We start from the raw sequence: 21427 nt of genomic DNA on the forward strand, positions 1-21427 counted from the left end.
GTGTCTCCCCGGTCCTGCCGGGCTCGCGGCGCCCGGCACCGCCCCTCGCCGCGTTGTCGTCGGTCTTCGACGTCCCCCGTGGCCCTCCGGGCACGGGAGGTGCCCCCACCGCGTCGCCTCCCTCCTCCGCCGTGCGATGCCGCCCCCTCGGCCCCGGAGGGCCTGGGGAGGCCCCAGGCACCCAACGCCGCTCACCGATCCGGCCCGATCGACAAGACACCCTCTAGGAGCCGCCGCCATGTTGCTCGAAGTGCGTGACCTCCAGGTCGAGTTCCGTACCCGGGACGGGGTCGCCAGGGCCGTCAACGGCGTCACCTGCTCGGTCCGGGCGGGCGAGACCCTCGCCGTGCTCGGCGAGTCGGGCTCCGGAAAGTCCGTCACCGCCCAGGCGATCATGGGCATCCTCGACTCGCCGCCCGGCCGGATCACGGGCGGCGAGATCCTCTTCAAGGGCCAGGACCTGCTCAAGCTCAAGGAGGAGCAGCGCCGGGGCATCCGCGGCGCCGGAATGGCGATGATCTTCCAGGACGCGCTGTCCGCCCTGAACCCCGTCCTGAGCGTCGGCGAGCAGCTCGGCGAGATGTTCGTCGTCCACCGGGGCATGTCGAAGAGGGACGCCCACGCCAGGGCCGTGGAGCTGATGGACCGGGTCCGCATCCCCGCGGCCGCGGAACGCGTGGGCCAGTACCCGCACCAGTTCTCCGGCGGAATGCGCCAGCGCATCATGATCGCCATGGCGATGGCGCTGGAGCCGGACCTGATCATCGCGGACGAGCCGACCACCGCGCTCGACGTCACCGTCCAGGCCCAGGTCATGGAACTCCTCGCGGAGCTCCAGCGCGAACTGGACATGGGCCTGATCCTGATCACCCACGACCTCGGCGTGGTCGCCGACGTCGCCGACAGGATCGCGGTGATGTACGCGGGCCGGATCATCGAGACCGCCCCGGTCCACGAGATCTACAAGGCGCCCGCCCACCCGTACACCCGGGGCCTGCTCGACTCGATCCCGCGCCTGGACCAGAAGGGCCAGGAGCTGTACGCGATCAAGGGCCTGCCGCCCAACCTGATGAGGATCCCGCCCGGCTGCCCCTTCAACCCGCGCTGCCCGCGCGCCCGCGATCTGTGCCGGACCGACCTTCCTCCGCTGGAGCGGGTCTCCGCGGACAGACGCAGCGCCTGCCACTTCTGGAAGGAGACCGTCGATGCGGCGCGGTGAACCCGTCCTCCAGGTGCGCGAGCTCGTCAAGCACTACCCCCTCACCCGGGGCGTCCTGTTCAAGAGGCAGATCGGCGCGGTCAAAGCGGTCGACGGGGTCTCCTTCGACCTCTACCAGGGCGAGACGCTCGGCATCGTGGGGGAGTCCGGCTGCGGCAAGTCCACGGTCGCCAGGATGCTGGTGAACCTGGAACGGCCGACGAGCGGGCGCATCCTCTACAAGGGCGAGGACATCACCGCGCTGTCGGGGCGGGCGCTGAAGGCGGTCCGCCGCAACATCCAGATGGTGTTCCAGGACCCCTACACCTCGCTGAACCCGCGGATGACGGTCGGCGACATCATCGGGGAGCCTTACGAGATCCACCCCGAGGTGGCCCCGAAGGGCGACCGGCGGCGCAGGGTCCAGGAGCTGCTCGACGTGGTCGGGCTGAACCCCGAGCACATCAACCGCTACCCGCACCAGTTCTCCGGCGGTCAGCGCCAGCGCATCGGCATCGCCCGCGGCCTCGCCCTGCGGCCCGAGATCATCGTGGCGGACGAGCCGGTCTCGGCGCTGGACGTGTCCGTCCAGGCACAGGTCATCAACCTGATGGAGAGGCTCCAGGACGCCTTCGGCCTCGCGTACCTCTTCATCGCCCACGACCTGTCGATCGTCCGGCACATCTCCGACCGGGTCGGCGTGATGTACCTCGGCAGGATCGCCGAGATCGGCACCGACGCCGAGATCTACGACCATCCCACGCACCCCTACACCCAGGCGCTGCTGTCGGCGGTCCCGGTCCCCGACCCGGACGCCCGCGAACACCGCGAACGGATCCTGCTCGCCGGTGACGTGCCCTCGCCGGCCAACCCGCCCTCCGGCTGCCGCTTCCGCACCCGCTGCTGGAAGGCGGAGGAGCGCTGCGCCCAGGAGGTGCCGCTGCTCGTGGTCCCCGAGGCGTTCCGGACCGCTCCGACGCCCGCGCGGCACGCTTCGGCCTGCCACTTCGCCGAGGAGAAGCGGGTCGTTCCGGCAGAGGGTGAATTGACCTGACCGACGGACATATGTGTCGATCAGCTGTCAATTCCGTTAACACGTCGGCAACTTGACCGACGCGATACCGATATACGGACGCGCCAGGCTGAACAGCGTACGGCCGTGCGGGTGCCGTGGACCGGCCGGGGAGCCTTGTCTCCCCGGCCGGTCGCCGTAGCCGCGACCGCCTCTGCGCCGGCCGTCAGGACAGGCCCAGCGACCGCTTCAGGAACTCCACCTGGAGGAGCAGCAGATTCTCGGCCACCTGCTCCTGCGGCGTCATATGCGTCACCCCGCTCAGCGGCAGCACCTCGTGCGGGCGGCCCGCCGAGAGCAGTGCCGACGACAGCCGCAGGGTATGGGCCATCACCACATTGTCGTCCGCGAGGCCATGGATGATCATCATCGGTCGCACCGGTTCCTCCGGTGCCGACAGGCCGTCGTCCGTGACCAGGCTGTTGGCCGCGTACACCTCCGGAGCCTCCTGCGGCAGCCCCAGGTACCGCTCGGTGTAGTGGGTGTCGTACAGCCGCTGATCGGTCACCGGCGCCCCGACCACCGCCGTATGGAACACGTCGGGCCGCCGCAGTACCGCCATCGCGGCCAGATAGCCGCCGTAGGACCAGCCGCGGATCGCCACCCGCCCCAGATCCAGCGGGAACCGTTCCGCCAGGCCGTGCAGCGCCTCGACCTGGTCGTCCAGCGTCAGCGTCAGCCTGCCCTTGATCGCCTTCTCCCAGCCGGGCGAACGTCCCGGAGAACCCCGGCCGTCCGCCACGATCACCGCGAAGCCCTGCTCGGCGAACCACTGCGACGTCAGGTGCGGATTGTGCGCCGCCACCACCCGCTGCCCGTGCGGCCCGCCGTACGGGTCCAGCAGCACCGGCAGCGGCCCGTCGCCCTCCTCGTACGTACTCGGCAGCAGCACGGCACACGGGATCCGGTGCTCGCCCGACTCGGTCAGCAACAGCCGCGGCGAGAGCACAGGCTGCTCGGCATGGGAAACAATTTCGGCCAACTGCTTGCCGTCCCGCAGCACCCGCACGGCGGTCCCCGCGGTACCGGGCCGCGCCGACGCCAGGACCGTCACCGCTCCGCCGCGCACGGCCGAGTGGATCCCCGGGCCCTCGGAGACGCGCTCGACGCCCAGCTCGTTCACCCGGTACACATGGATCTCGCCGATCTCCGGGTCCTCGGCCTCCTCGCCCGCCGACGCCGACACCAGGATGTCGTCGTCGCCGACGTCCAGCACCGCCCGCAGCTGCGTCTGCGCCCCCGTCAGCGTCCGGTCGCCCACCGCCAGCACACGCGCCCCGCCCTCGTCCGCGATCCGCACCAGGCGCCCGTCCGGGGCCCAGGCCGGCACCCCCGGCAGCAGCTCCAGCCACGCCGGGTCCTCGTCCACGTGCACCGTCCGCGTCGCCCCGGTCCCGGTGTCGACCGCCAGATAGAGCTGGACCCGCTGGTCGCGGGCCTGGACGAGCAGGAGCGGCGCACCCGCCGACGACCAGTGCACCCGCGCGAGATACGGATAGCGGGCCCGGTCCCACTCGATCTCCGTACGCGAACCGTCCAGCCCCAGCAGGCTCAGCCGTACCTCCGCGTTGGCCGTACCGGCCGCCGGGTACCCGACCTCCGCCGGCTCCCGGTCCGGGTGCGCCGGATCGGCGATCCACCACCGCCGCACGGCGCTGTCGTCGGCCCGCGCCACCAGCAGCCGGTCCGACTCCGGCGACCACCAGAAGCCACGCGAGCGGCCCATCTCCTCGGCCGCGATGAACTCCGCCAGGCCGTAGGTGACATGGGCGTCCTCGGGCTCCGCCAGCGCCCGGTCCTCCTCGCCCTCGGCGCCGATCACCCGCAGCGCGCCCCGCGCCACATAGGCGATGTGCCGCCCGTCGGGCGAGGGACGGGGGTCGACCACAGGTCCCGGCGCGGGCAGTTCACGGGCGGTCCCGGCCCTCAGCTCCGCCGTGAACAGCCGCCCGGACAGGGTGAACGCCGCCAGCTCGACCGCCGCGTCCACCGCGTACCCCACGATGCCGCCCGAGCCCTCCCGGCTGCGCTCACGGCGGGCCCGCTCCTCCGGCGACAGCGTCTCCTCCGCACCGCCCAGCAGGCCCTCGGGGTCGGCCGCCACCCGCTCGCGCGCCTCTCCCTCCAGATCCAGCACCCACAGCCGGTTCGAACGCCCGGTACCGGAAGGGGAGCGGAGGAAGACGACACGGGAGCCGTCGGGAGCCACGGTGAACGCGCGGGGGGCGCCGAGAGTGAAGCGCTGCGTCCGGGCGTGCTGACGGGGGAAGGAGAGCTGCTGCCTCAGGGTCATGTGACCGAAACTAGCGTGCGTGCGCCCCCATGTGCTGCCGTGCACCGATCGATGCGTTGCGACGGATAGTTATGATCCGTAGCGCGAAGTGGGTATGAAGCCTCTGGCACATGCACGCACGAGCACGCACATGCACGCTGCCCGGTCCGACCGAATATGTATGGAGGTGAACCGCCGTGGCACTCTCGATTTCGGCGGTGGTGCTGCTGGCGATCGTCGTCTTCCTGCTGGTCCGGAAATCCGGGCTGAAGGCCGGACATGCGGCGGTCTGCATGCTGCTCGGCTTCTACCTGGCGAGTTCCTCCATCGCCCCCACGGTCAGCCAGCTGACGACCAGCGTGGCGGGCATGATCGGCGGCCTGAAGTTCTGACCCGGCCCGCCGTCCCGCGCCCTGCCCGCACCCTCTCCCGGCGCCGTGTCCCGGCGCCGCGTTCCAGGGTCCCGGGCGACGCCTCGTAGGGTGTCCGTATGACGGATCTCCCCGCCCGTCGTCTGCTCCTGGTGCACGCGCACCCCGACGACGAGTCGATCAACAACGGCGCCACCATGGCCAAGTACGCGGCCGAGGGCGCCCAGGTCACGCTGGTGACCTGCACACTCGGCGAGGAGGGCGAGGTCATCCCGCCCGGCCTCGCCCATCTCGCACCCGACCGGGAGGACCGGCTGGGCGCCCATCGCGTCGGCGAACTGGCCCACGCGATGAAGGAGCTGGGCGTCACCGACCACCGCTTCCTGGGCGGACCCGGCCGCTTCCGCGACTCCGGGATGATGGGCGTCGAGCAGAACCACCGCCCCGGTGCCTTCTGGCACACGGACGTGGACACCGCCGCCGCCCACCTCGTCGAGGTGATCCGCTCGACGCGCCCGCAGGTGCTCGTGACGTACGACCCCGACGGCGGCTACGGCCACCCCGACCACATCCAGGCCCACCGGGTCGCCACGCGCGCCGCCGAACTGGCCGCCGACCCGGACTTCCGGCCGGACCTGGGCGCGCCCCACGTCATCGCGAAGATCTACTGGAACAGGGTGCCGCGCACGGTCGCCGAGGCGGCCTTCGCCGCTCTGCGGGACGCCGGCGGCGCGGGATTCCCCGGGATCGCGGCGATCGACGACGTACCGGGTGTCGTCGACGACGAACTGATCACGGCGGAGATCGACGGCACGGCGTACGCGGAGCGGAAGAAGGCCGCGATGCGCGCCCACGCGACCCAGATCGCCCTGGACGGCCCCTTCTTCGCGCTCTCCAACGATCTGGGGCAGCCCGTCTTCGAGCGGGAGTACTACCAGTTGGCGAGCGGCACGTCCGGCGCACCCGCCGGTGAGCGCGAGTACGACCTCTTCGCGGGAGTCATGACATGAGTGGAACCGGTTCCTGGCCGGCCCGGCCGCCCAAGCCCGGCCGAATCGCCGCCTACCTCGGCCTCGGGGTGCTCGGGGCGCTGGTCGGCCTCGCCGGCTCGCTGGTCCAAAGCGGCTGGTTCCCCGCGGGGTTGCTGCTCGCCCTCGCGGGCAGCGCCGGCCTGTTCTACGGCGGGCTGCGCGCCACCGGCACCCAACTGGGCGTGGTGGCACCGGGCGCCGGATGGCTGGTCGCCGTCGTCGTGCTCAGTTTCGGCCGCCCGGAGGGGGACGGCGTCTTCGGGGGAGGCATCGGCGAGATGGTGTACCTCCTGGGCGGCATGGCCGTCGCTGTGATGTGTGCCACCATGTCGCGGACGCCGCAACCGGGTGGCCGCTGACGCCGACTTGGCACATGACCTGGCCGGACTTCGGCCGGAATGACCGTTCCCAATCCCCCGGTCGCGGGATGCGCCCGGACGGCGGCCAGTATGGTGGTGCGCGCCGCCGAGCGCCCGTACGTGTAAGAGCGGGCAGCGGAGCCAACCGGGAGAACCTGCTTTGAGCCGTGAAACTGACAGTTCGTCCTCCGGGCCCCAGGGGCGCGGTGGAGCCGCGTACCCCTCGGGGACACCGCCGTACGGATCGCGCCAGTATCCGTCGCTGCACCCGGCGCAGGACGCTCCGGAGGAGCCCGCCGGAGCCGCAGCCGAGCCGGAGGAGCGGCGGACCGAGACCACCCTGACCACCCGCATCCGGATCAACATCCCGGGTTCGCGGCCCATCCCGCCGGTCGTCATGCGTACGCCCATGAGCGACGTGGACGCCGCGCCGGCGGCCGCCGAGCGGAAGGCCGAGCGGGAGGCCGAGCGGACGGGCGACATCCCGCGCCCGGCGCCCGAGGCGCCGGAGCCCGTCGAGGAGCCGGCGGAGGACAAGCCGACCAGCGACTGGTTCGCCCCGCGCAAGGCGGCGGCGCCGGCGGCGCCCGCCGTGCCCGCACCGGGCGCGCCGACGCCGCCCGCCGGCGGGCCCGGCACCGACGGCGGGGGCTTCCCGGGCGGTGGCCGCGCCCCCGTACCCGGCCAGGCCGGGCTGCCGTACTTCTCGGACGCCCAGGACGCGCCCCGTTCGCCCCAGGCGCCCGGCGCCCCCCGCCCCGGGGGCTCGCTCCAGGACCTCGCCGCGCACGCCGACGGCCAGGCGCGGCCGGGCGGCCCCGCGGGCCCCAGCGGACCGACCACCGGCCCGGTCACCGGCAGCAGCCCGGTGGTCGGACCGCCGGCGGGTACCCCGCCGCACGGGACGCCCCGCATGGGCGGCGTCCCGCGGATGTCCGACGACACCGCCGTGCTGACCCCGCAGAAGCCCGCGCCCGGCCCCGGCCCGGCCGGGCCGCCGCCGGGCGGGGGACACGTCTCCGGTGACACCCTGACCAGCGGCATCCCCGTCGTCCCGCCGCAGCACCGCTCCCCGTCGCCGTTCGCGCCGACGGGCCCGGCGCAGGGACCCGGCCGGAACCCGGGCCCGCGCCCGGAGGACGACCCCGGAGCCGACTTCGACCGGGCGGCCCCCGTCCCGGCCCCGGCCCCGGCCCCCGCGCCCGCCGCCGCGAAGCCGGCCAAGAAGGGCCGCTCGAAGCTGGTCCTGCTGGGTGCCGCGGCGGTCTTCCTGGCCGGCGTGGCCTACGGCGCCGGGCTGCTCCTCAACCACTCCGAGGTCCCCAAGGGCACCACCGTCCTGGGCGTCGACATCGGCGGGGGCACCAAGGAGGAGGCGGTCGGCAAGCTCGACGCGGCCTTCGGCAAGCGCGCCTCCACGCCGCTCCAGCTCAGCGTGGGCGGCAAGAAGGAGCAGCTGGCCCCGGACAAGGCGGGGCTGTCCCTGGACAGTCAGGAGACCGTGCGGGCCGCCGCCGGCGCCGACTACAACCCGGTCTCGGTGATCGGCACGCTCTTCGGCGGGACCCGTGTCGCCCAGCCGGTGATCCCGGTCGACGAGGAGAAGCTGGGGGTCGCGCTGACCGACCTGGCGGGCGTCTCGGGCTCGGCCACCGACGGCACGATCAGGTTCGAGCCGGGCAAGGCCGTCGCCGTACCGGGCAAGGCGGGCAAGGGGCTGGACGTCCAGCGTTCGATGATCTCGGTCAAGGACGCGTACCGCGCCCAGGTCGAGACGGGCGCGGTGAACGTCGTCGAGCTGCCCGTCGTGACCAAGGCGCCGACCATCACCCAGGCCGAACTGGACCGGGCGATGAAGGAGTTCGCCGAGCCGGCGATGTCGGGCCTGGTGACCATCAAGGCGGGCGGCAAGGAGATCCAGTTCGGCCCGTCCCGGTCGCTGCCGAAGATCCTCTCCATGAAGCCGGTCAACGGCCGGCTGGTCGAGGTCTACGACCGCAAGGCGATCGACGAGCTGCTGGACGGTGTGTTCGACGGCGTCATGATCACCAAGGGCGACGGCAAGAAGCACCAGCTCTCCTCGTCCGACGTGGCGCAGGCGATGCAGACGGCGCTGCTCGGCAAGACCCCGGCCGAACGTACCGAGACGATCGAACTCGACCCGCAGGGCTGACCCCGCGAGCCGTACGACAGGAGCCCCCGCCCGGGAACGGGCGGGGGCTCCGTGCGTGCGGGGCTGAGGGCGGTTGGGCGGTCCGGTCACAGGTCGTCCGCCGTACTGAGGACGGCGGGGCCGCACCCTTCGGGGAGGTTCGCCACGACCAGCGCGAACGCCTCCTCCAGCGTGTCGGCCTCACCGAGCGTGCCCACCCCGAGGGGCCCGCGAATCCAGAAGCGCTCCCCCCGGGGATACACGTAGCCCCCGACGCGTGTGGCATCCGGTCCCGTGCCCTTGCTGAAGAACATGATTCCGTGGCTGACTCCGGGGGACAGCTCCCGCAGCCGTGGCCGCGCGTACGCGGCCCGGACCATGGCCGGGTCGACCACGTCCGCTCCCTCCTCGATGAGGAGGCGCCATGCGGCGGCCACGGCATCCGCGGCCCCCCGGGAGCTCTCGCGGCCCGTCATGCGGACTGGTCACCTGTCATGCGGAAGTACGCCCGTGCGCGGCTCGATCCCGGCCTTCATGAGGGCAGGTCGTCCGCCGTGCCGTCGATGGCCGGTCCGCAGCCGGCCGGAAGGTTGGCCGCGATCAGATCCACCGCCTCCCGCACGGTCTCCGCCACACCGAGAACCGTCCTGTCGGACCCGCGACGTACGCGGTAGCCGCCACCGGCCTGCTTGTGCAACGTGCCGACATCGTGGGTCCACGGAAAGTGGATGCACCGGCTCAGCAGGAGGGTGCCGTGACTGACCACGGGATAGAGCTCTCGCAGCCGCGGGTTCGCGTACATGGTGCGGGGTACGACCGGGTCGATGAGGTCCTGGCCCATGTCCAGGATGTCCTGCCATTCCGCGGCCACGATCTCCGCGGCGCTCCGGGGCGACTCAGGCTTCGTCATATCAGGGGTCACTTCTTCTTCGGCAGGGAAGGCGGCTGTATTTCCGGGATATCCGGCTTCGGTACGTCGATTCTTTCATTGTTCGAGTACCAGTGGATCTCTTCCCACGGCCGTCCCGGGCGCTCGTCCTCCGGATCTCCCCACGCTGCGGCACCGTCGTAGTTCCGCACCGCGTACGCGACCTGGCTCATCTCCCAGGCCGTGCCGTCGCCGGTGAGGGGATAGTTGTCCTCGTGCCTCGAGTTGAACTGGGCCCCGTGCCGAGCTGCGTGCTGGAACGCGTCCACAATGGTCTCGGGCGTATTCCAGTTGCCGATTTCACCCCTGCTGTTGGGCATTCCGTCGAGTGTGATGGACAAGGTGGTGTTCCGGTCACCGATGGCTGCCATGACGTTGGTCATCCATATCGGTCCGCCCTCCTCCTCACCGGCGTAGTCGGGGCCGTTGTAGGTGTGGGCACCCGGGTCACCGTTCTTGCGCAGGTGTTCGGCCAGCGACTCCGACGCGTGTGCGGGCTTCTGGTTCACGCCGAGCACCACACTGTGCTTGTGCTCGCCCTTCCTGTGCGGGCACCCCGCCAGCCCCAGCGGGTCGATCCATCGCGTGGGGTTGTCCACGTACGCCACCGCGTTCGGTGCCGGGGCCAGGCCCAGGGGGTCCGGGGAGACGTACCGCCCCGACTCCGGGTCGTAGTGGCGGTGCCGGTTGTAGTGGAGCTGCGACTCGGGGTCGAAGTACTGGCCCGGGAAGCGCAGGGGGGTGTACGCCGTCGCGTCGCGGTTCCAGGTCGTCGTGCCCCACACGGTGGCCCTGGTGTGCCACGCCACGTCGCCCCGCTCGTCGACGAGTTCGCGGGGCGTGCCGATCAGGTCCGTGACGATCGCGAAGAAGCGGCTGTCGACCTCCGACTCGTCCAGGAGCCTGCGCTCGACCTGGGTGACCGGCTTCACCCCGTCGTGGTCCCAGGTCAGGGCGACCGTCTCCGGGGATCCCGGCGTACGGGCCGACTGCTCGCACAGGGTGTCGCCGTCCCAGGTGAAGGTGGTCTCCTCGGCGACCGACGTCCCGTCCGGTGACAGGCGCTGCTTGGCGGTGCGGCGGCCCAGCGGGTCGTACACGTACCGCCACCGCGTGCCGTCCGGGGTGGTGACGGAGACCAGACGGTCCTCCGCGTCCCAGCCGTAGCGCCAGGTGTCCGGCTTGCGGGACAGCCGGGTCTTCTGGCGCAGCACCACCCGCCCCTGGGCGTCGTGTTCGTAGCGGACCGAGCCCGCGCGGCCGATGCGCGTGCCCGTGTACTCCCGGTGGCCGGCCGCGCCGCCGGCCGCCGGCCAGGAGGCGTCCGTCTGGTTGCCCGCCTCGTCGTACGCGTACCGCTCGCTCCAGTTCGCGGCGGTGACACCCGTGACCCGGCCCTCGCGGGTCAGGTCGAGCCGACGGAGGCCGCCGAGGTGGTCGTCCACCGCTGTGAGGTGGCCGTCGGGGCGGTAGGTGTACGAACGGTGCTGGACGGTGCGTTCGTCGGCGCCCCGCACCACCTGTTCGGTGAGGCGGCCCCGCGCGTCATAGGCGTGGTCGATGGTCAGCGCCTCGCCGATGCGGCGGGTGGTCTCCCGGCCCGTCTCGTCGAACTCGAACACCACGTGGTGCCCCGACGCGTCCAGCCGGGCGCTGCGCCCGGCCGGGTACGTCCACGAGCTGACCGCCCCGGAAGGGGTGGTACGGCGGATGCGGCGACCGGCCTCGTCGTAGACGTGGGTCAGCTCGCGCCCGTCGCAGATCTCCCGGACGGTCCGGTTCGCCTCGTCGCGCAGGTACGTGAGCGACGTGTCGGGGCCGACGGCCGAGGCGAGCCGGCCGGAGGCGTCGTACGTGAAGCGCGTCACCGCGCCGTCGGCGTCCTTGAGGACCACCCGTCCGGCCATGTCGCGTGCGAAGCCGATCGTCTGGCCGAGACCGTTGGTCCGGGAGGCCAGGCGGCCGAGGGCGTCGTGCGTGTACGCGAGGGTACGGCCGTCGAAGTCCGTCTCGGAGACCAGGCGGCCGCCCTGGTCGTACCGGTAGCTCCAGGTGAGTCCCTGGGGGTTGGTGACGAGCGAGAGGCGCAGCTCGCTGTCGTGCGTGAACTCGTGGCGTGCCCCGTCGGGCGTGGTGCGTGCCGAGACCAGGTCGAAATGGGTGTACTCGAAGCGCGTCTCACCGCCCATCGCGTCGGTGTGGACGAGGCAGTTGCCCTCCCCGTCGTACGTCCATGACTGCCGCGAGCCGTCCGGGTCGGTCCGCCGCGCGAGCCTGCCCTCGACGGTCCACTCCAGCTCGGTGCTGTTGCCCTGGGCGTCGGTGATCCTCGCTGCGCGGCCGAAGGCATCGCGTGTATAGCGGGTGACGGTGCCGAGCGGGCCGCGTACCGCCAGCGGGAGGCCGGCCGCGTCGCAGTGCAGCCGGTCCAGCACGCCGAGGGCGTCGCCCACGGCGACCAGATGGCCGCGCTCGTCGTGGACGAGCCGGGTCGTCGTCCCGTTGGGGCGGGTGAACAGGGCCGGGTTGCCGCGCTCGTCGTACTCCTGCCGGGACACGGCGCCGTCCGGGCCGGTGACGACGGTGAGCTGGTTCCGCTCGTTGTACTCGACCGTGACCGTGCTGCCGTCCGGGTGCGTGACGACGGTGGGATTTCCCCGCTCGTCGTACGTGTACGCGGTGGTCCGTCCGAGCGCGTCGGTGCGCGACAGCAGGTGGTCGTGACGGTCCCAGGTCTGGCGGACGGTGTTGCCGAGCGCGTCCGTCACCGACAGGACCTGGAGGCGGTCGTTGAGGACGTAGAGCTTCGTCGCGCCCGTGGAGTCGGTGAACCGGGTGATGCGGTCGCCGGTCTCGGGGTGGGCGTCGTAGGCGAACGCGGAGGACAGGAAGCCGTCGGGGCCGATGGTGCGGACGACCCGGCCCGCTTCGTCGTAGACGTAGCGGTAGGTGGAGTCGTTGCGGTCCGTCCACGAGGTGATGCGGGCGTCGGGGTCGTAGGTGAAGCGCAGGGGGAGGCCGGAGGAGTTGATGACCTGGGTGAGGTCGCCCAGCTCGTCGTAGCCGTAGCGCATGACCGTGACGGGTCCGTCGGGGGTGCGCAGGGCCAGCTCGCGGACGCGGGCGTCCTCGGTGGTGATCTGGACGGTGTAGCCGCCGTCGTGGGTGACGGAGGTGGGGGTGCCGTCGGGGCGGCGGTGGTAGGTGATGCGGTGGTGGTTGCGGTCGGTGAGTCCGGTGAGCCAGTAGCCGATCGAGGGCCGGTAGGGGCTGCCGGTGAAGGAGCGGATGAGGCCGGTGTGCGGGTCGGTGACCGTGTAGGTGGTCGCGTCGTCGTGCTGTCCGCCGTGGACCAGGGGGAGGCGGGGGCCTTCGAGGGGGAGGACGGGTTCGCCGCCGGGGAGGGGCAGGCTGGGGTAGACGAGTGAGGAGCCGTCCTCGCGGGCCCAGACGGCGCCCATGCCCAGGGGGTCGAGTTCAAGGCGTTCGTCGAGGGTGGAGGCCCAGCTGCGGCCGAAGAAGTGGCCGTAGCGGTACTCCGACAGATGGGTACGGGTCAGGGTCAGCGGCAGCGTCCCCGGAAGCGACAGATCGGTCTGCGCCAGAGTCATCTCACCGGTGGCGACGTCGACCGGGTCGGTCTCGCAAATCTTCTTGTTCAGCTCGATGCCATGACGGCGCGGGTCGGACTTGACGTCCTTCAGTGACTCCGGCTTCACATGTGTGTCGCTGCGGTCGCCGCCCTTGCGGTTGCCGGTGCCCGGCTTGCCGTTCCCGCCGTGTCCGTTGTCGTCCTTCTTGTTCTCCTTGGCGAGGCGGGCGCGGATGTCGTCGTCGTTGTTCTTGTGGTCCTTGGAGATCTGTTTGACGGCTTTGGGGAGGGTCTTGCCGACGTGGTCGCCCATGGTCCTGGCCGACTTCACCAGGGCGCCCATGGCTTTCTCGATGACGGGGTCCAGGGCGTCGGCGATGTCGTCGCGCCCCTTGTTGCGGCCCTGGGCGGTCTTCGCCTTCGTCAGCTTGCCGGTGGTCTTGCCGTGGATGCCGACGCTCACGCCGTTCAGCTTGGTGCCGGCGTTGTCGTGCTCATCGTGCTCGATGTGGAAGCCCTTGCCCCCGCCCTTCGCCCCGCCGCCACCGCCGGCGGAGGCGAGGTTGAAGCCCTCCTTCGCGCCCTGGACACCCTGGTCGAAGCCGTCCTTCCCGGCCTGCTTCGTCTGGTCGAGGTCCACACCGTTCTGGACGCCCAAGGCGTCCATGCCGACCTGCACCACCAGGTCCGCGGCCATGTTCTCCAGCGCCGACACGGCCGGCTCGGTCATCACCGCCACGATGTGACCGACCGCCTCCTCCATCGCGCCCGTGATGAGCTTCAGCAGCTGTTTCTTCGTGAAAGCGATCGCACCGGCGCCGAGCAGTGCCGACAGGCCACCGGTCACCGGGATCAGTGCCATGGCGAGACCCGTCTGACCGGCCAGGATGCCGAGCTCCGCGACCGCCTTCCACTTCATGGTCTCGATCGCGCCCGCCGCCATGTCGAGTGCGCCCGCGATCGTCCGGGCCGCGGACACCATGTCCTTCAGGTGCTTGCCCTTGACCTTGCCCCAGTGCTCGTTCAGCGCGTCGATCGCCTCGCCGTGACCCGAGGACAGCAAACGCTCCATATGGTTGTTGGCGAGCTGGCCGTCGTCCGAGAGATCGTCCGCGAACTCCCGCAGGGCGTCCGCCATCTCGCGGTAGGCGTCCTCGTCCACGTTGGGCCAGTTCACCCCCACCAGGTCCAGCAGCGTGTCCGCCCAGTCCGGCACCGTGACAGCCATACTCGTAAAACCCCCCGTACGAACAGCACTTCGCAGAATGCTTGTGTGAACGAGATTTTCACGGCTGTACGGGGAAGATCAATGTGATGTCCCGGGCACCCGGACCACCCGGTGCGGGGCGGGGCGGCGGCTCCGCCTGCGCCGGGGCGGAGGTGCCGACCGGTGCCCCTGCGGCCCGCTGCCGGGGATCCGTGCCGTCGGCCCCCGGTGGTGCCGAGGAGAGTTCCCGAGGGCGAACCCCCGTCGGGGAATGCCGAAGGCCGTCTCCTCGCACCCTGCCGGGCCCGGCCGCGCGGTGACGGGGCGCACCGGGGGACGGGCACGGTTTCAGCGCAGGGGCCGCATGTCCGCCCCGTACACCGTCCGGTAGTCGGGCACCACGACGCGCGACGCCGGGCTGTACGTCCGCACGTCCTCCAGGAGGGCCTCCAGGCGGGTCGACGGGTCGCGGCGCGGCGGGGACGACAGCGGCTCCTCGAAGTCGTCCCAGTGGACCGGGACGATCGTGGCCGGGTTGCCGAGGGCCCGCAGCAGCCGGGGCGCGTAGCGGTGGGTCGCCGTGCTCGTCGGGACGGCGACCGTCGCGATGTCCGGCCGCAGCCCCTCGGCGGCACGCTCCGAGAAGTCGCTCGCGCCCATCAGGAAGACCGAGGGGCCGCCGCCGATGGTCAGCTGGAAGGCCAGGGTGTCGCCCTCCGGGAGATCGGAGATGGTCCTCGGGGCGTGGGCGGGCGGGGCGTTCAGGGAGCCGGGGGCGAAATAGGAGTGACGGGCGTTGCGGCTGTGGAGGCTGGAGACGACGTCGACGGTGCAGCCGTCGAAGTCCAGCACCTCGCCGCCCTTGACCACGGAGATCTGCCCGGGGTCCACCCCGAGCGCGCACAGCAGGTGGTACGTCGTCTCCGTCCCGACGACCCGGGCGCCGGTCGTGCGCGCCAGATGCGGCACGTCGTTGATGTGGTCCCAGTGGCTGTGGCTGACCAGGATCAGCTGCGGACGTCCGGCGTGACGGGCGACCAGCTCGCCATCGGTGACCAGTTCGGTCCGCTCGTCGAAGCCCGCCGGGCCACCTGGCACCTTCGGTCCGAACAGGCCGGTACGGAAACGGGTGATGTACGGGTCGAAGAGCACCGTCCGGCCGTCGAAGTCGAAGCGCCAGCCCGAGGTGCCCAGCCAGCGCAGCGACGCCGCGTCCGGCCGTATGCGGCGCCCGGTCGCGGGTGCCGGAGCCGTGGTGCGGGCCGTCGCGGCGGTCGGGGTCGTCAGGAGGGGCAGGGCGACGCCCGCCGCCGCGGCGCCGCGCAGCACCGTACGGCGCCCGGAGAGGAATGCTTCGGTCTCGGTCATGGCAGGCAGGAGACCAGGCCCCGGCCCGCGGCGTCCAAGACCAGAACGCCGCGGCCCCGATACCGGACGGCATATACGGCCAGGTCAGACCGTACGCAGATGGTCCACGGCGATCCGCGCCGCCCGGCCGATCGCCGCGTCCGTGCCGGTGCGGCTGGTGGCGAGATCCGGCGTACGGGCGAAGACGGCCACCGCGTACCGGCCGCCGTCCGGGTACGTCACCACCCCCGCCTCGATGTGCAGTCCCGGCAGCGTACCCGTCTTCGCCGCCACCGACGCCTCGTCCGGGAATCCGGACACCAGCCGGTGCCGGAACACCTGGCGGGCCATCAGGTCCCGGACGAAGGCGCAGGCGTCGGCCGGGCCCGCAAGGTCGCACCAGATCAGCCGGAGCAGGCGGGTGATGTCGCGCGGGGTGCTCGCGTTCGTACGGGCGGGATCCAGCACGCTCAGCCGCCCGACCTGACCGGCGGTGAGCGCCGGGTACACGGCGGCGAACTCCGTCTCGTCGCGTGCCCCGACCTCGGCGAGCATCGCCTCCAGCACCTGGCGGGGGCCGCCCGTCAGGCGCGTCGCGGCGAGGCCCAGCTCGGCCGCGAGCATCCTGACCGTGTCCAGCCCCACCCGCTCCATCAGCAGGTCGGCGGCCGTGTTGTCGCTGACCGACAGGGCGAAGAACGCCAGGTCGCGCAGCGACAGTTCGGCGTCGTCCGCGCAGCCCGCCGTACCCCACCCGCCAAGCCGGTGCTCGGCCCGGATCCGTACGCGCTCCCGGGGGTCGAGCTGGCCCGCCGAGACCTGCCGGGCGAACTCCAGCACCAGCAGCACCTTGAACACCGACGCGATGACGACCGGGTCGTCCGCCCCGAGGCCGACCCCGTATCCCCGGCCGGAGCCCGCTTCAGGGCCCTGCCGGCGGCCGGCCCCGGCTCCGCCACCTCGGCCCATGGGTTCCGGCGGGCACGGCCCGTCCACGTCCACCGCGTGCAGACGACCCTCCGCCCCCGCCGCCGCGAACACCGCGCCCAGCCGTTCCTCGATCACCGCCCCGCCCCTTCCGTTCCCCCGGCTCCCCGGGAGCCCTGGGGGTGTCTCGCCGATCTCGCCGATCTTGCCTGGCTCGCGGCACCTGGCACCGCGCTCCCCCGTAGCCCTTCGGCCACGGGAGGTGCCCCCACGCCGCGTTGTCGTCGGTCGCCGACGTCCCCCGTGGCCCTCCGGGCACGGAAGACACCCAGGCACCAGACACCGCTCACCCATCCGGCCCGACCGGCAAGACACCCCCTAGAGTCAACCCGTGGATCTCTTGCGCCACTTGCGCATCTTCGTCGTCGTCGCGGAGGCACTGCACTTCAGCCGGGCGGCGGAACTGCTCGGCATGGCCCAGCCCCCGCTCAGCCAGGCCGTGCGGCGGCTTGAGAAGGACCTCGGGGCGGAGCTCTTCGACCGTTCGCGCCGACAGGTCCGGCTCACGGCCGCCGGCACGGTCCTGCTGGACGAGGCACGGGAGCTGCTGGCCCGCGAGGACCGGGCGAGAGCCCTGGTGCGGCGGGCCCGCGACGGGGACCTCGGCACGCTCAGGGCGGGCGTCCCGCCGGACACCCCCGCCCCGGTGCTCCACGCGCTGCTCGCCGCCTGCGGGGAGCGCCTGCCCGGCCCGCGCGTGGACCTCCAGGAGGTCACCACCGAGGAGCAGCTGCGCCTCCTGGCGTCCGGCCGGCTCGACGTGGGGCTCGTCCACCAGCCGGTGGACACCACCGATCTCACCGTCGGTACCCACGTGCCGCTGGAGCTCGGTGTCGTCCTGCCCCGTACCTCGCCGCTCGCCCGGCTGCCGGAGGTCGAGCTCGCCGACCTGGCCGGGCACGATCTGGTGCTGTTCCCCCGGGCGAGCGCGCCCGGCTGGTACGACGCCACCCTCGACCTGTGCCGCCGGGCGGGGTTCGCACCCCGTCGCGTCCGGCACGCCCGCAACCCGGAGTTCCTGATCGGCCTGGTCACCGCGGGATGCGGCGTCGCCTTCGACCAGGGGCCGGTGGCCCGCAAGGAGCCCCGCGTGGCCTGGCGGCCGCTGGTGGGACGGCCCCTCGTCCAGCGGACCGCCCCGGTGTGGCCGGCCCGGGGCGCCCACCCGGCAGCCCGGCATTTCGCGGAGATCGCTGCCGGGGTCCTCTCCCGGGACCGGACCTCAGTGTTCCGCGGCGACGGTCACGGAGACGACGGAGGTGACGGTCGGGGCGACGTCCGGCGTGACGGTCACGGAGACGTCCGGGGCGACGGCCGTGGCGGCTTCCAAGGAGGCTCGCCGGGCCATGCCGGGGCCTCCGCCCGGGGCGGCCTCCCGCCCCGGCCCTGGACGGTCGTGTACGGCTGACGCCACGCCGGGCGCCGACCGATCGGGTGGTAGTCCGCGCAGGCGGCATGACCGGAGCGCCGAAGGGTTACGCGTGCGGACATGACCCCTCAGTCCCGCCCCTTCCGTCTCCGTGCCGTCGTCGCCGCCTGCGCTCTCGCCGGGGCCTGCCTGTCCCTCACCGCCTGCGGGAGCGACGGGGAGTCCCGTGTCACCGCGGCCGCCCCGACGTACGCCACGCCCAGCGGATCCGCCACGAGCCCCGCGCCCCTGACGACCGACCAGGCGGAGCGCAAGAGTCTCCTCTCCGAGACCAAGATCACCTGGGACAAGGCCGCCGGCACGGCGGTCGCCGAGGTGCCCCAGGGCAAGCTGACCCACATCGAGCTGAAGCGCTACGGCGTGGACGACGGCGCCAGCCCCTCCGGCTCACCGACCGGCTCCCCGACCGGTTCTCCGAGCCCCTCCGGCTCCCCGAGTCCGTCAGGATCCCCGGCCGGCTCCGCCAGCCCGGCCCCCACCCCCGGCACGCCCGAGTGGGTCACCTGGGTCGTGGCCCCCGACGGCACCCAGCACACCGTGCGCGTGGACGCCACCACCGGCCGGGTGACCGAGTCGAAGGCCGACCCCGACCAGGACGCCGAGGACAAGAAGGAGAGGCTCGACCGGCTCGGCAAGGCCACCTGGACGCCGGAGCAGGCGGCCAAGGCGGCCACCGACAAGCGGAAGGGCACGGTCACCGCCGTCGAGCTGGAAGAGGAGGAGACCGGCACCGGGGCGACCGGACAACCCGACACGGTCTTCTGGTCCGTCGACGTCGTGACCGAGAACGACTGGAACAAGGCCACGATCGACGTCAACGCCGCCGACGGGAAGATCGTGGGCGAGGAGCTCGACACCGACTGACCGCCGGCGCGCCACCGCGTGCCGGCCCGCCCCATGACCCCATGACCGACCCCATGACCTCCTGACCGGACGACAGGAGGGCCGGCCGCCGCCCCCGCGCCGCTGGGGGCGGCGGCCGGCCCGCACTGTCCGTCCACAGGGATACCGGCCCGACGGTCCACCGGTTGTCGCCGGGCTCTCCCGCCCGTCGCGGCCGGCCCCGCCCGCCCCGGCCCTGGCCTCCCGGCCCTCAGTTGAGCATCGCGCGGGCGGCCCGCGCCCGCTCGCGGATCGCCGTGGCCGCCGTCGGCTCCACCGCGTCCACCACCTCCGCGTACGCGTCCAGCTCCGCCGCACCCGCCAGGAAGTCGCCCCGCTGCACCAGCAACTGGGCGCGTTCGTAGCGGAGCCGGGCCGGATGGGCGGGCAGCAGCAGCGACAGCTCGACCGCCCACAGCCCCACGTCCGAGCGTTCGGGGCGGGCCGACGCCCAGACCCGGATGTTGTTGAGCACGCGCACCACGGTGCTCAGCGGATCGGCGGGCGTCAGCATCGACGGGGTCAGCGGCTGCCCGGTCGCGCCGGCCACCAGGAGCTCCGCGTCCGTCGTGCTCAGCGGCCTGCCCCCGTCGAACGGGTCCGCGAGGACGCGCTCCTCCGGATCGCCGAAGCCGACCACGAAATGGCCCGGCAGCGCCACCCCGTACACCCGGCCGCCGGCCCGCCGCGCGACCTCCATCCAGACGACGGACAGCAGGATCGGCAGACCCCTGCGCCGCCGCAGCACCTGGGGCAGCAGCGACGACTCCAGCCGCTGGTAGTCCCCGGCCGTCCCGTGGAAGCCGCACCGGGTGCCGAGCAGTGCGGAGAGCGCGGCGGCCCAGGCGCGCGGCCCGGTCAGCCCGAAGGGCAGCAGCCCGGCCAGCCGGTCCAGTTCGACCTCTGCGGCGTCCAGTCCGGTCTGTCCCAGCGCCGGGTCCGCCTCCGCGCCGATCAGCAGGCACAGCGTGGCGAGGTCGGGCCGCTCCTCGCGGGCCTCCTCGGCGAAGCGCCGCCGCCAGGCGGTCGGGTCGGGGTGCTGCGGGTGCATACCGGTCACGTACCCGGGTCCGGGGCTCGGAAATGGTGGTAGTGGTGATGGGTGGTGAAGCCCAGCCCGTCGTACAGGGCCCGCGCCGCGTCGTTGCCGGACTCCACCTGGAGCCACGCGGCAGAGGCGCCCTCCTCCAGCGCCCGGCGGGCCAGTGCCCCCATCACCGCCGTGGCCAGGCCCTGGCGACGGTACTCCGGGTCGACCTCGACCGCCATGAAGCCCGCCCAGCGCCCGTCGACCACGCACCGTCCGATGGCGGCGGGCACCTCGCCGTCACCCGGCACCGTGGCGAACCAGACGGAAGGCCCGCCGTTGAGGACCGCGGTCACGTGCGGCCCCGGGGCGCCGGACCGCCGGTAGCGACGCAGCCACGGGTCGGACCGGCCGACGGTCCGCCGCAGCTCCACCTCCCGCGTCTCCAGGTCCCCGATCGGCGCCAGCGCCCCGATCCGGACCTCCGCCGACACCTCGCGCCGCCAGTCCCGCTCCTCCAGCGCGGCGCAGAGCTGCTCCTGGGTGCCCCGCGCACCGGTCGCGGCCTGGACGTACGCGGGCAGCCCCCGCTCCCCGTACCAGGCCCGCACCCGCGCGAGCGCCTCGTCCAGCGGCAGCCCGGGGTCGCCGAGCGGCAGCACCGAGTTGGCCCGCCGGGTGAACCCGCCGGACGCGCGCAGCGTCCACTCCCCGAGTGGTTCGCTCTCCACCGGCGGCCAGGCGCGGCCCACTGCCCGCGCCAGCTCGCCGAACCCCGCCGCCGGGCCCCGCCTGCGGGCCGGTTCGGCGGGCACGACCTTCCCCGCCACCAGTGCGGATTCGGGAATCCGAACGGTTTCCCCGGTGCGCCGTGTGATCAGCAGCACACCCTCGTTCCAGGATGTGAGAACACCGACGGCGTCCGTGAACCCCGGGGTCCCGGAGGCCGGGTCCCCCAGGCGGCGGACGGACACTCGTTTTCCCACATCAACCGGGGTGATGCGGACCTCAAGCCGTCCGCCGGCAGTGAATTCCACAGCTCTGTCCGCCCCTCCTGTTCGGATCGACCCCAAGAACGGAGATACTAGGTGCGGGCATCGACGACGCCGCGCTCCCGCGCAAGCCAGCCCTACCGAGGAGGAACGACAGCGTGACCTACGTCATCGCGCAGCCTTGTGTCGACGTCAAGGACAAGGCGTGCATCGAGGAGTGCCCCGTCGACTGCATCTACGAGGGCCAGCGGTCCTTGTACATCCACCCGGACGAGTGCGTCGACTGTGGTGCTTGTGAACCGGTCTGCCCGGTCGAGGCGATCTTCTACGAGGACGACACTCCTGAGGAGTGGAAGGACTACTACAAGGCGAACGTCGAGTTCTTCGACGAGCTCGGTTCGCCCGGCGGTGCCTCGAAGCTCGGCCTGATCGAGCGCGACCACCCCTTCATCGCCGCGCTGCCGCCGCAGAACGGCTGACAGCGCGCCCCCGGTCCCGTACGGCCTCACCGCTGTACGGGACCGACGCGTTTGCCGACGCGTTCTTTCGTACGGACGCGTCTTTCGCACGTACGAGAAAGT

At 72.5% G+C, this 21427-nt stretch carries 17 protein-coding genes; 9 read left to right on the forward strand and 8 right to left on the reverse strand.

All coding sequences use genetic code 11. From position 1 onward, the window contains the following. Positions 1-238 precede the first annotated feature (238 nt). Complete coding sequence (locus PUR26_RS28595) at positions 239-1219, forward strand: ABC transporter ATP-binding protein (protein WP_329876611.1); 981 nt, start codon at positions 239-241, stop codon at positions 1217-1219. Next, entirely contained in the window at positions 1206-2252 is a 1047-nt protein-coding gene (locus PUR26_RS28600) for an ABC transporter ATP-binding protein (RefSeq protein ID WP_329876613.1), read from the forward strand. The genes PUR26_RS28595 and PUR26_RS28600 overlap by 14 nt, the downstream gene beginning before the upstream one ends. Positions 2253-2436: 184 nt before the next feature. On the opposite strand, the gene PUR26_RS28605 is transcribed toward PUR26_RS28600, so the two are convergent. After that, complete coding sequence (locus tag PUR26_RS28605; RefSeq protein WP_329876615.1) at positions 2437-4563, reverse strand: prolyl oligopeptidase family serine peptidase; 2127 nt, start codon at positions 4561-4563, stop codon at positions 2437-2439. Between the two features lie 176 nt (positions 4564-4739). On the opposite strand from PUR26_RS28605, the gene PUR26_RS28610 reads away from it, so the two are divergent. The 4 genes from PUR26_RS28610 to PUR26_RS28625 all read left to right on the forward strand — a co-directional run bounded on the left by PUR26_RS28610 (position 4740) and on the right by PUR26_RS28625 (position 8476). Continuing rightward, complete coding sequence (locus PUR26_RS28610) at positions 4740-4934, forward strand: hypothetical protein (protein ID WP_329876617.1); 195 nt, start codon at positions 4740-4742, stop codon at positions 4932-4934. Positions 4935-5032: 98 nt separating this feature from the next. Next, complete coding sequence (gene mshB, locus PUR26_RS28615; RefSeq protein WP_329876619.1) at positions 5033-5923, forward strand: N-acetyl-1-D-myo-inositol-2-amino-2-deoxy-alpha-D-glucopyranoside deacetylase; 891 nt, start codon at positions 5033-5035, stop codon at positions 5921-5923. After that, entirely contained in the window at positions 5920-6303 is a 384-nt protein-coding gene (locus PUR26_RS28620; protein WP_329876621.1) for a DUF6113 family protein, read from the forward strand. Before mshB ends, PUR26_RS28620 begins: the two co-directional genes overlap by 4 nt. Before the next feature lie 160 nt (positions 6304-6463). Then, positions 6464-8476 (forward strand): hypothetical protein, encoded by a 2013-nt coding sequence (locus PUR26_RS28625; RefSeq protein ID WP_329876623.1) that lies wholly within the window; start codon positions 6464-6466, stop codon positions 8474-8476. Positions 8477-8562: 86 nt separating this feature from the next. Here the strand turns inward: PUR26_RS28625 and PUR26_RS28630 are convergent, their stop codons facing one another. The 5 genes from PUR26_RS28630 to PUR26_RS28650 form a co-directional block, all read right to left on the reverse strand. Further along, on the reverse strand, positions 8563-8931 hold the full coding sequence (locus tag PUR26_RS28630) for a DUF6193 family natural product biosynthesis protein (RefSeq protein ID WP_329876625.1): 369 nt from the start codon (positions 8929-8931) through the stop codon (positions 8563-8565). A 56-nt stretch (positions 8932-8987) separates the two neighbouring features. Then, positions 8988-9365 (reverse strand): DUF6193 family natural product biosynthesis protein, encoded by a 378-nt coding sequence (locus tag PUR26_RS28635; protein WP_329876627.1) that lies wholly within the window; start codon positions 9363-9365, stop codon positions 8988-8990. 8 nt (positions 9366-9373) lie between these two features. Beyond that, entirely contained in the window at positions 9374-14203 is a 4830-nt protein-coding gene (locus PUR26_RS28640; RefSeq protein WP_329876629.1) for an RHS repeat-associated core domain-containing protein, read from the reverse strand. Between the two features lie 327 nt (positions 14204-14530). Continuing rightward, positions 14531-15550 carry an MBL fold metallo-hydrolase gene (locus tag PUR26_RS28645; RefSeq protein WP_329876631.1) on the reverse strand — a complete coding sequence of 340 codons (1020 nt, stop codon included), beginning with the start codon at positions 15548-15550 and terminating at the stop codon, positions 14531-14533. Positions 15551-15634: 84 nt separating this feature from the next. Next, positions 15635-16594, reverse strand: a complete 960-nt coding sequence (locus tag PUR26_RS28650; RefSeq protein WP_329876633.1) for a serine hydrolase — start codon at positions 16592-16594, stop codon at positions 15635-15637. 262 nt (positions 16595-16856) lie between these two features. Here PUR26_RS28650 and PUR26_RS28655 point away from each other — a divergent pair, with 262 nt between their 5' ends. Both PUR26_RS28655 and PUR26_RS28660 read left to right on the forward strand, forming a co-directional pair. After that, complete coding sequence (locus PUR26_RS28655) at positions 16857-17924, forward strand: LysR family transcriptional regulator (RefSeq protein WP_443077204.1); 1068 nt, start codon at positions 16857-16859, stop codon at positions 17922-17924. Positions 17925-18005: 81 nt separating this feature from the next. Continuing rightward, the gene (locus PUR26_RS28660) at positions 18006-18809 is read left to right on the forward strand and encodes a PepSY domain-containing protein (RefSeq protein WP_329876637.1); all 804 of its coding nucleotides are present in this window, start codon (positions 18006-18008) and stop codon (positions 18807-18809) included. Between the two features lie 229 nt (positions 18810-19038). Here the strand turns inward: PUR26_RS28660 and PUR26_RS28665 are convergent, their stop codons facing one another. After that, positions 19039-19878 carry a transglutaminase-like domain-containing protein gene (locus tag PUR26_RS28665; protein WP_329876639.1) on the reverse strand — a complete coding sequence of 280 codons (840 nt, stop codon included), beginning with the start codon at positions 19876-19878 and terminating at the stop codon, positions 19039-19041. Positions 19879-19883: 5 nt separating this feature from the next. Further along, entirely contained in the window at positions 19884-20891 is a 1008-nt protein-coding gene (locus PUR26_RS28670) for a GNAT family N-acetyltransferase (RefSeq protein ID WP_329876641.1), read from the reverse strand. 113 nt (positions 20892-21004) lie between these two features. Here PUR26_RS28670 and fdxA point away from each other — a divergent pair, with 113 nt between their 5' ends. Further along, positions 21005-21325, forward strand: a complete 321-nt coding sequence (fdxA, locus tag PUR26_RS28675) for a ferredoxin (RefSeq protein ID WP_010474859.1) — start codon at positions 21005-21007, stop codon at positions 21323-21325. Positions 21326-21427: the final 102 nt, after the last annotated feature.

The organism is Streptomyces sp. SP18CS02 (assembly GCF_036322365.1).
Classification (GTDB): domain Bacteria; phylum Actinomycetota; class Actinomycetes; order Streptomycetales; family Streptomycetaceae; genus Streptomyces.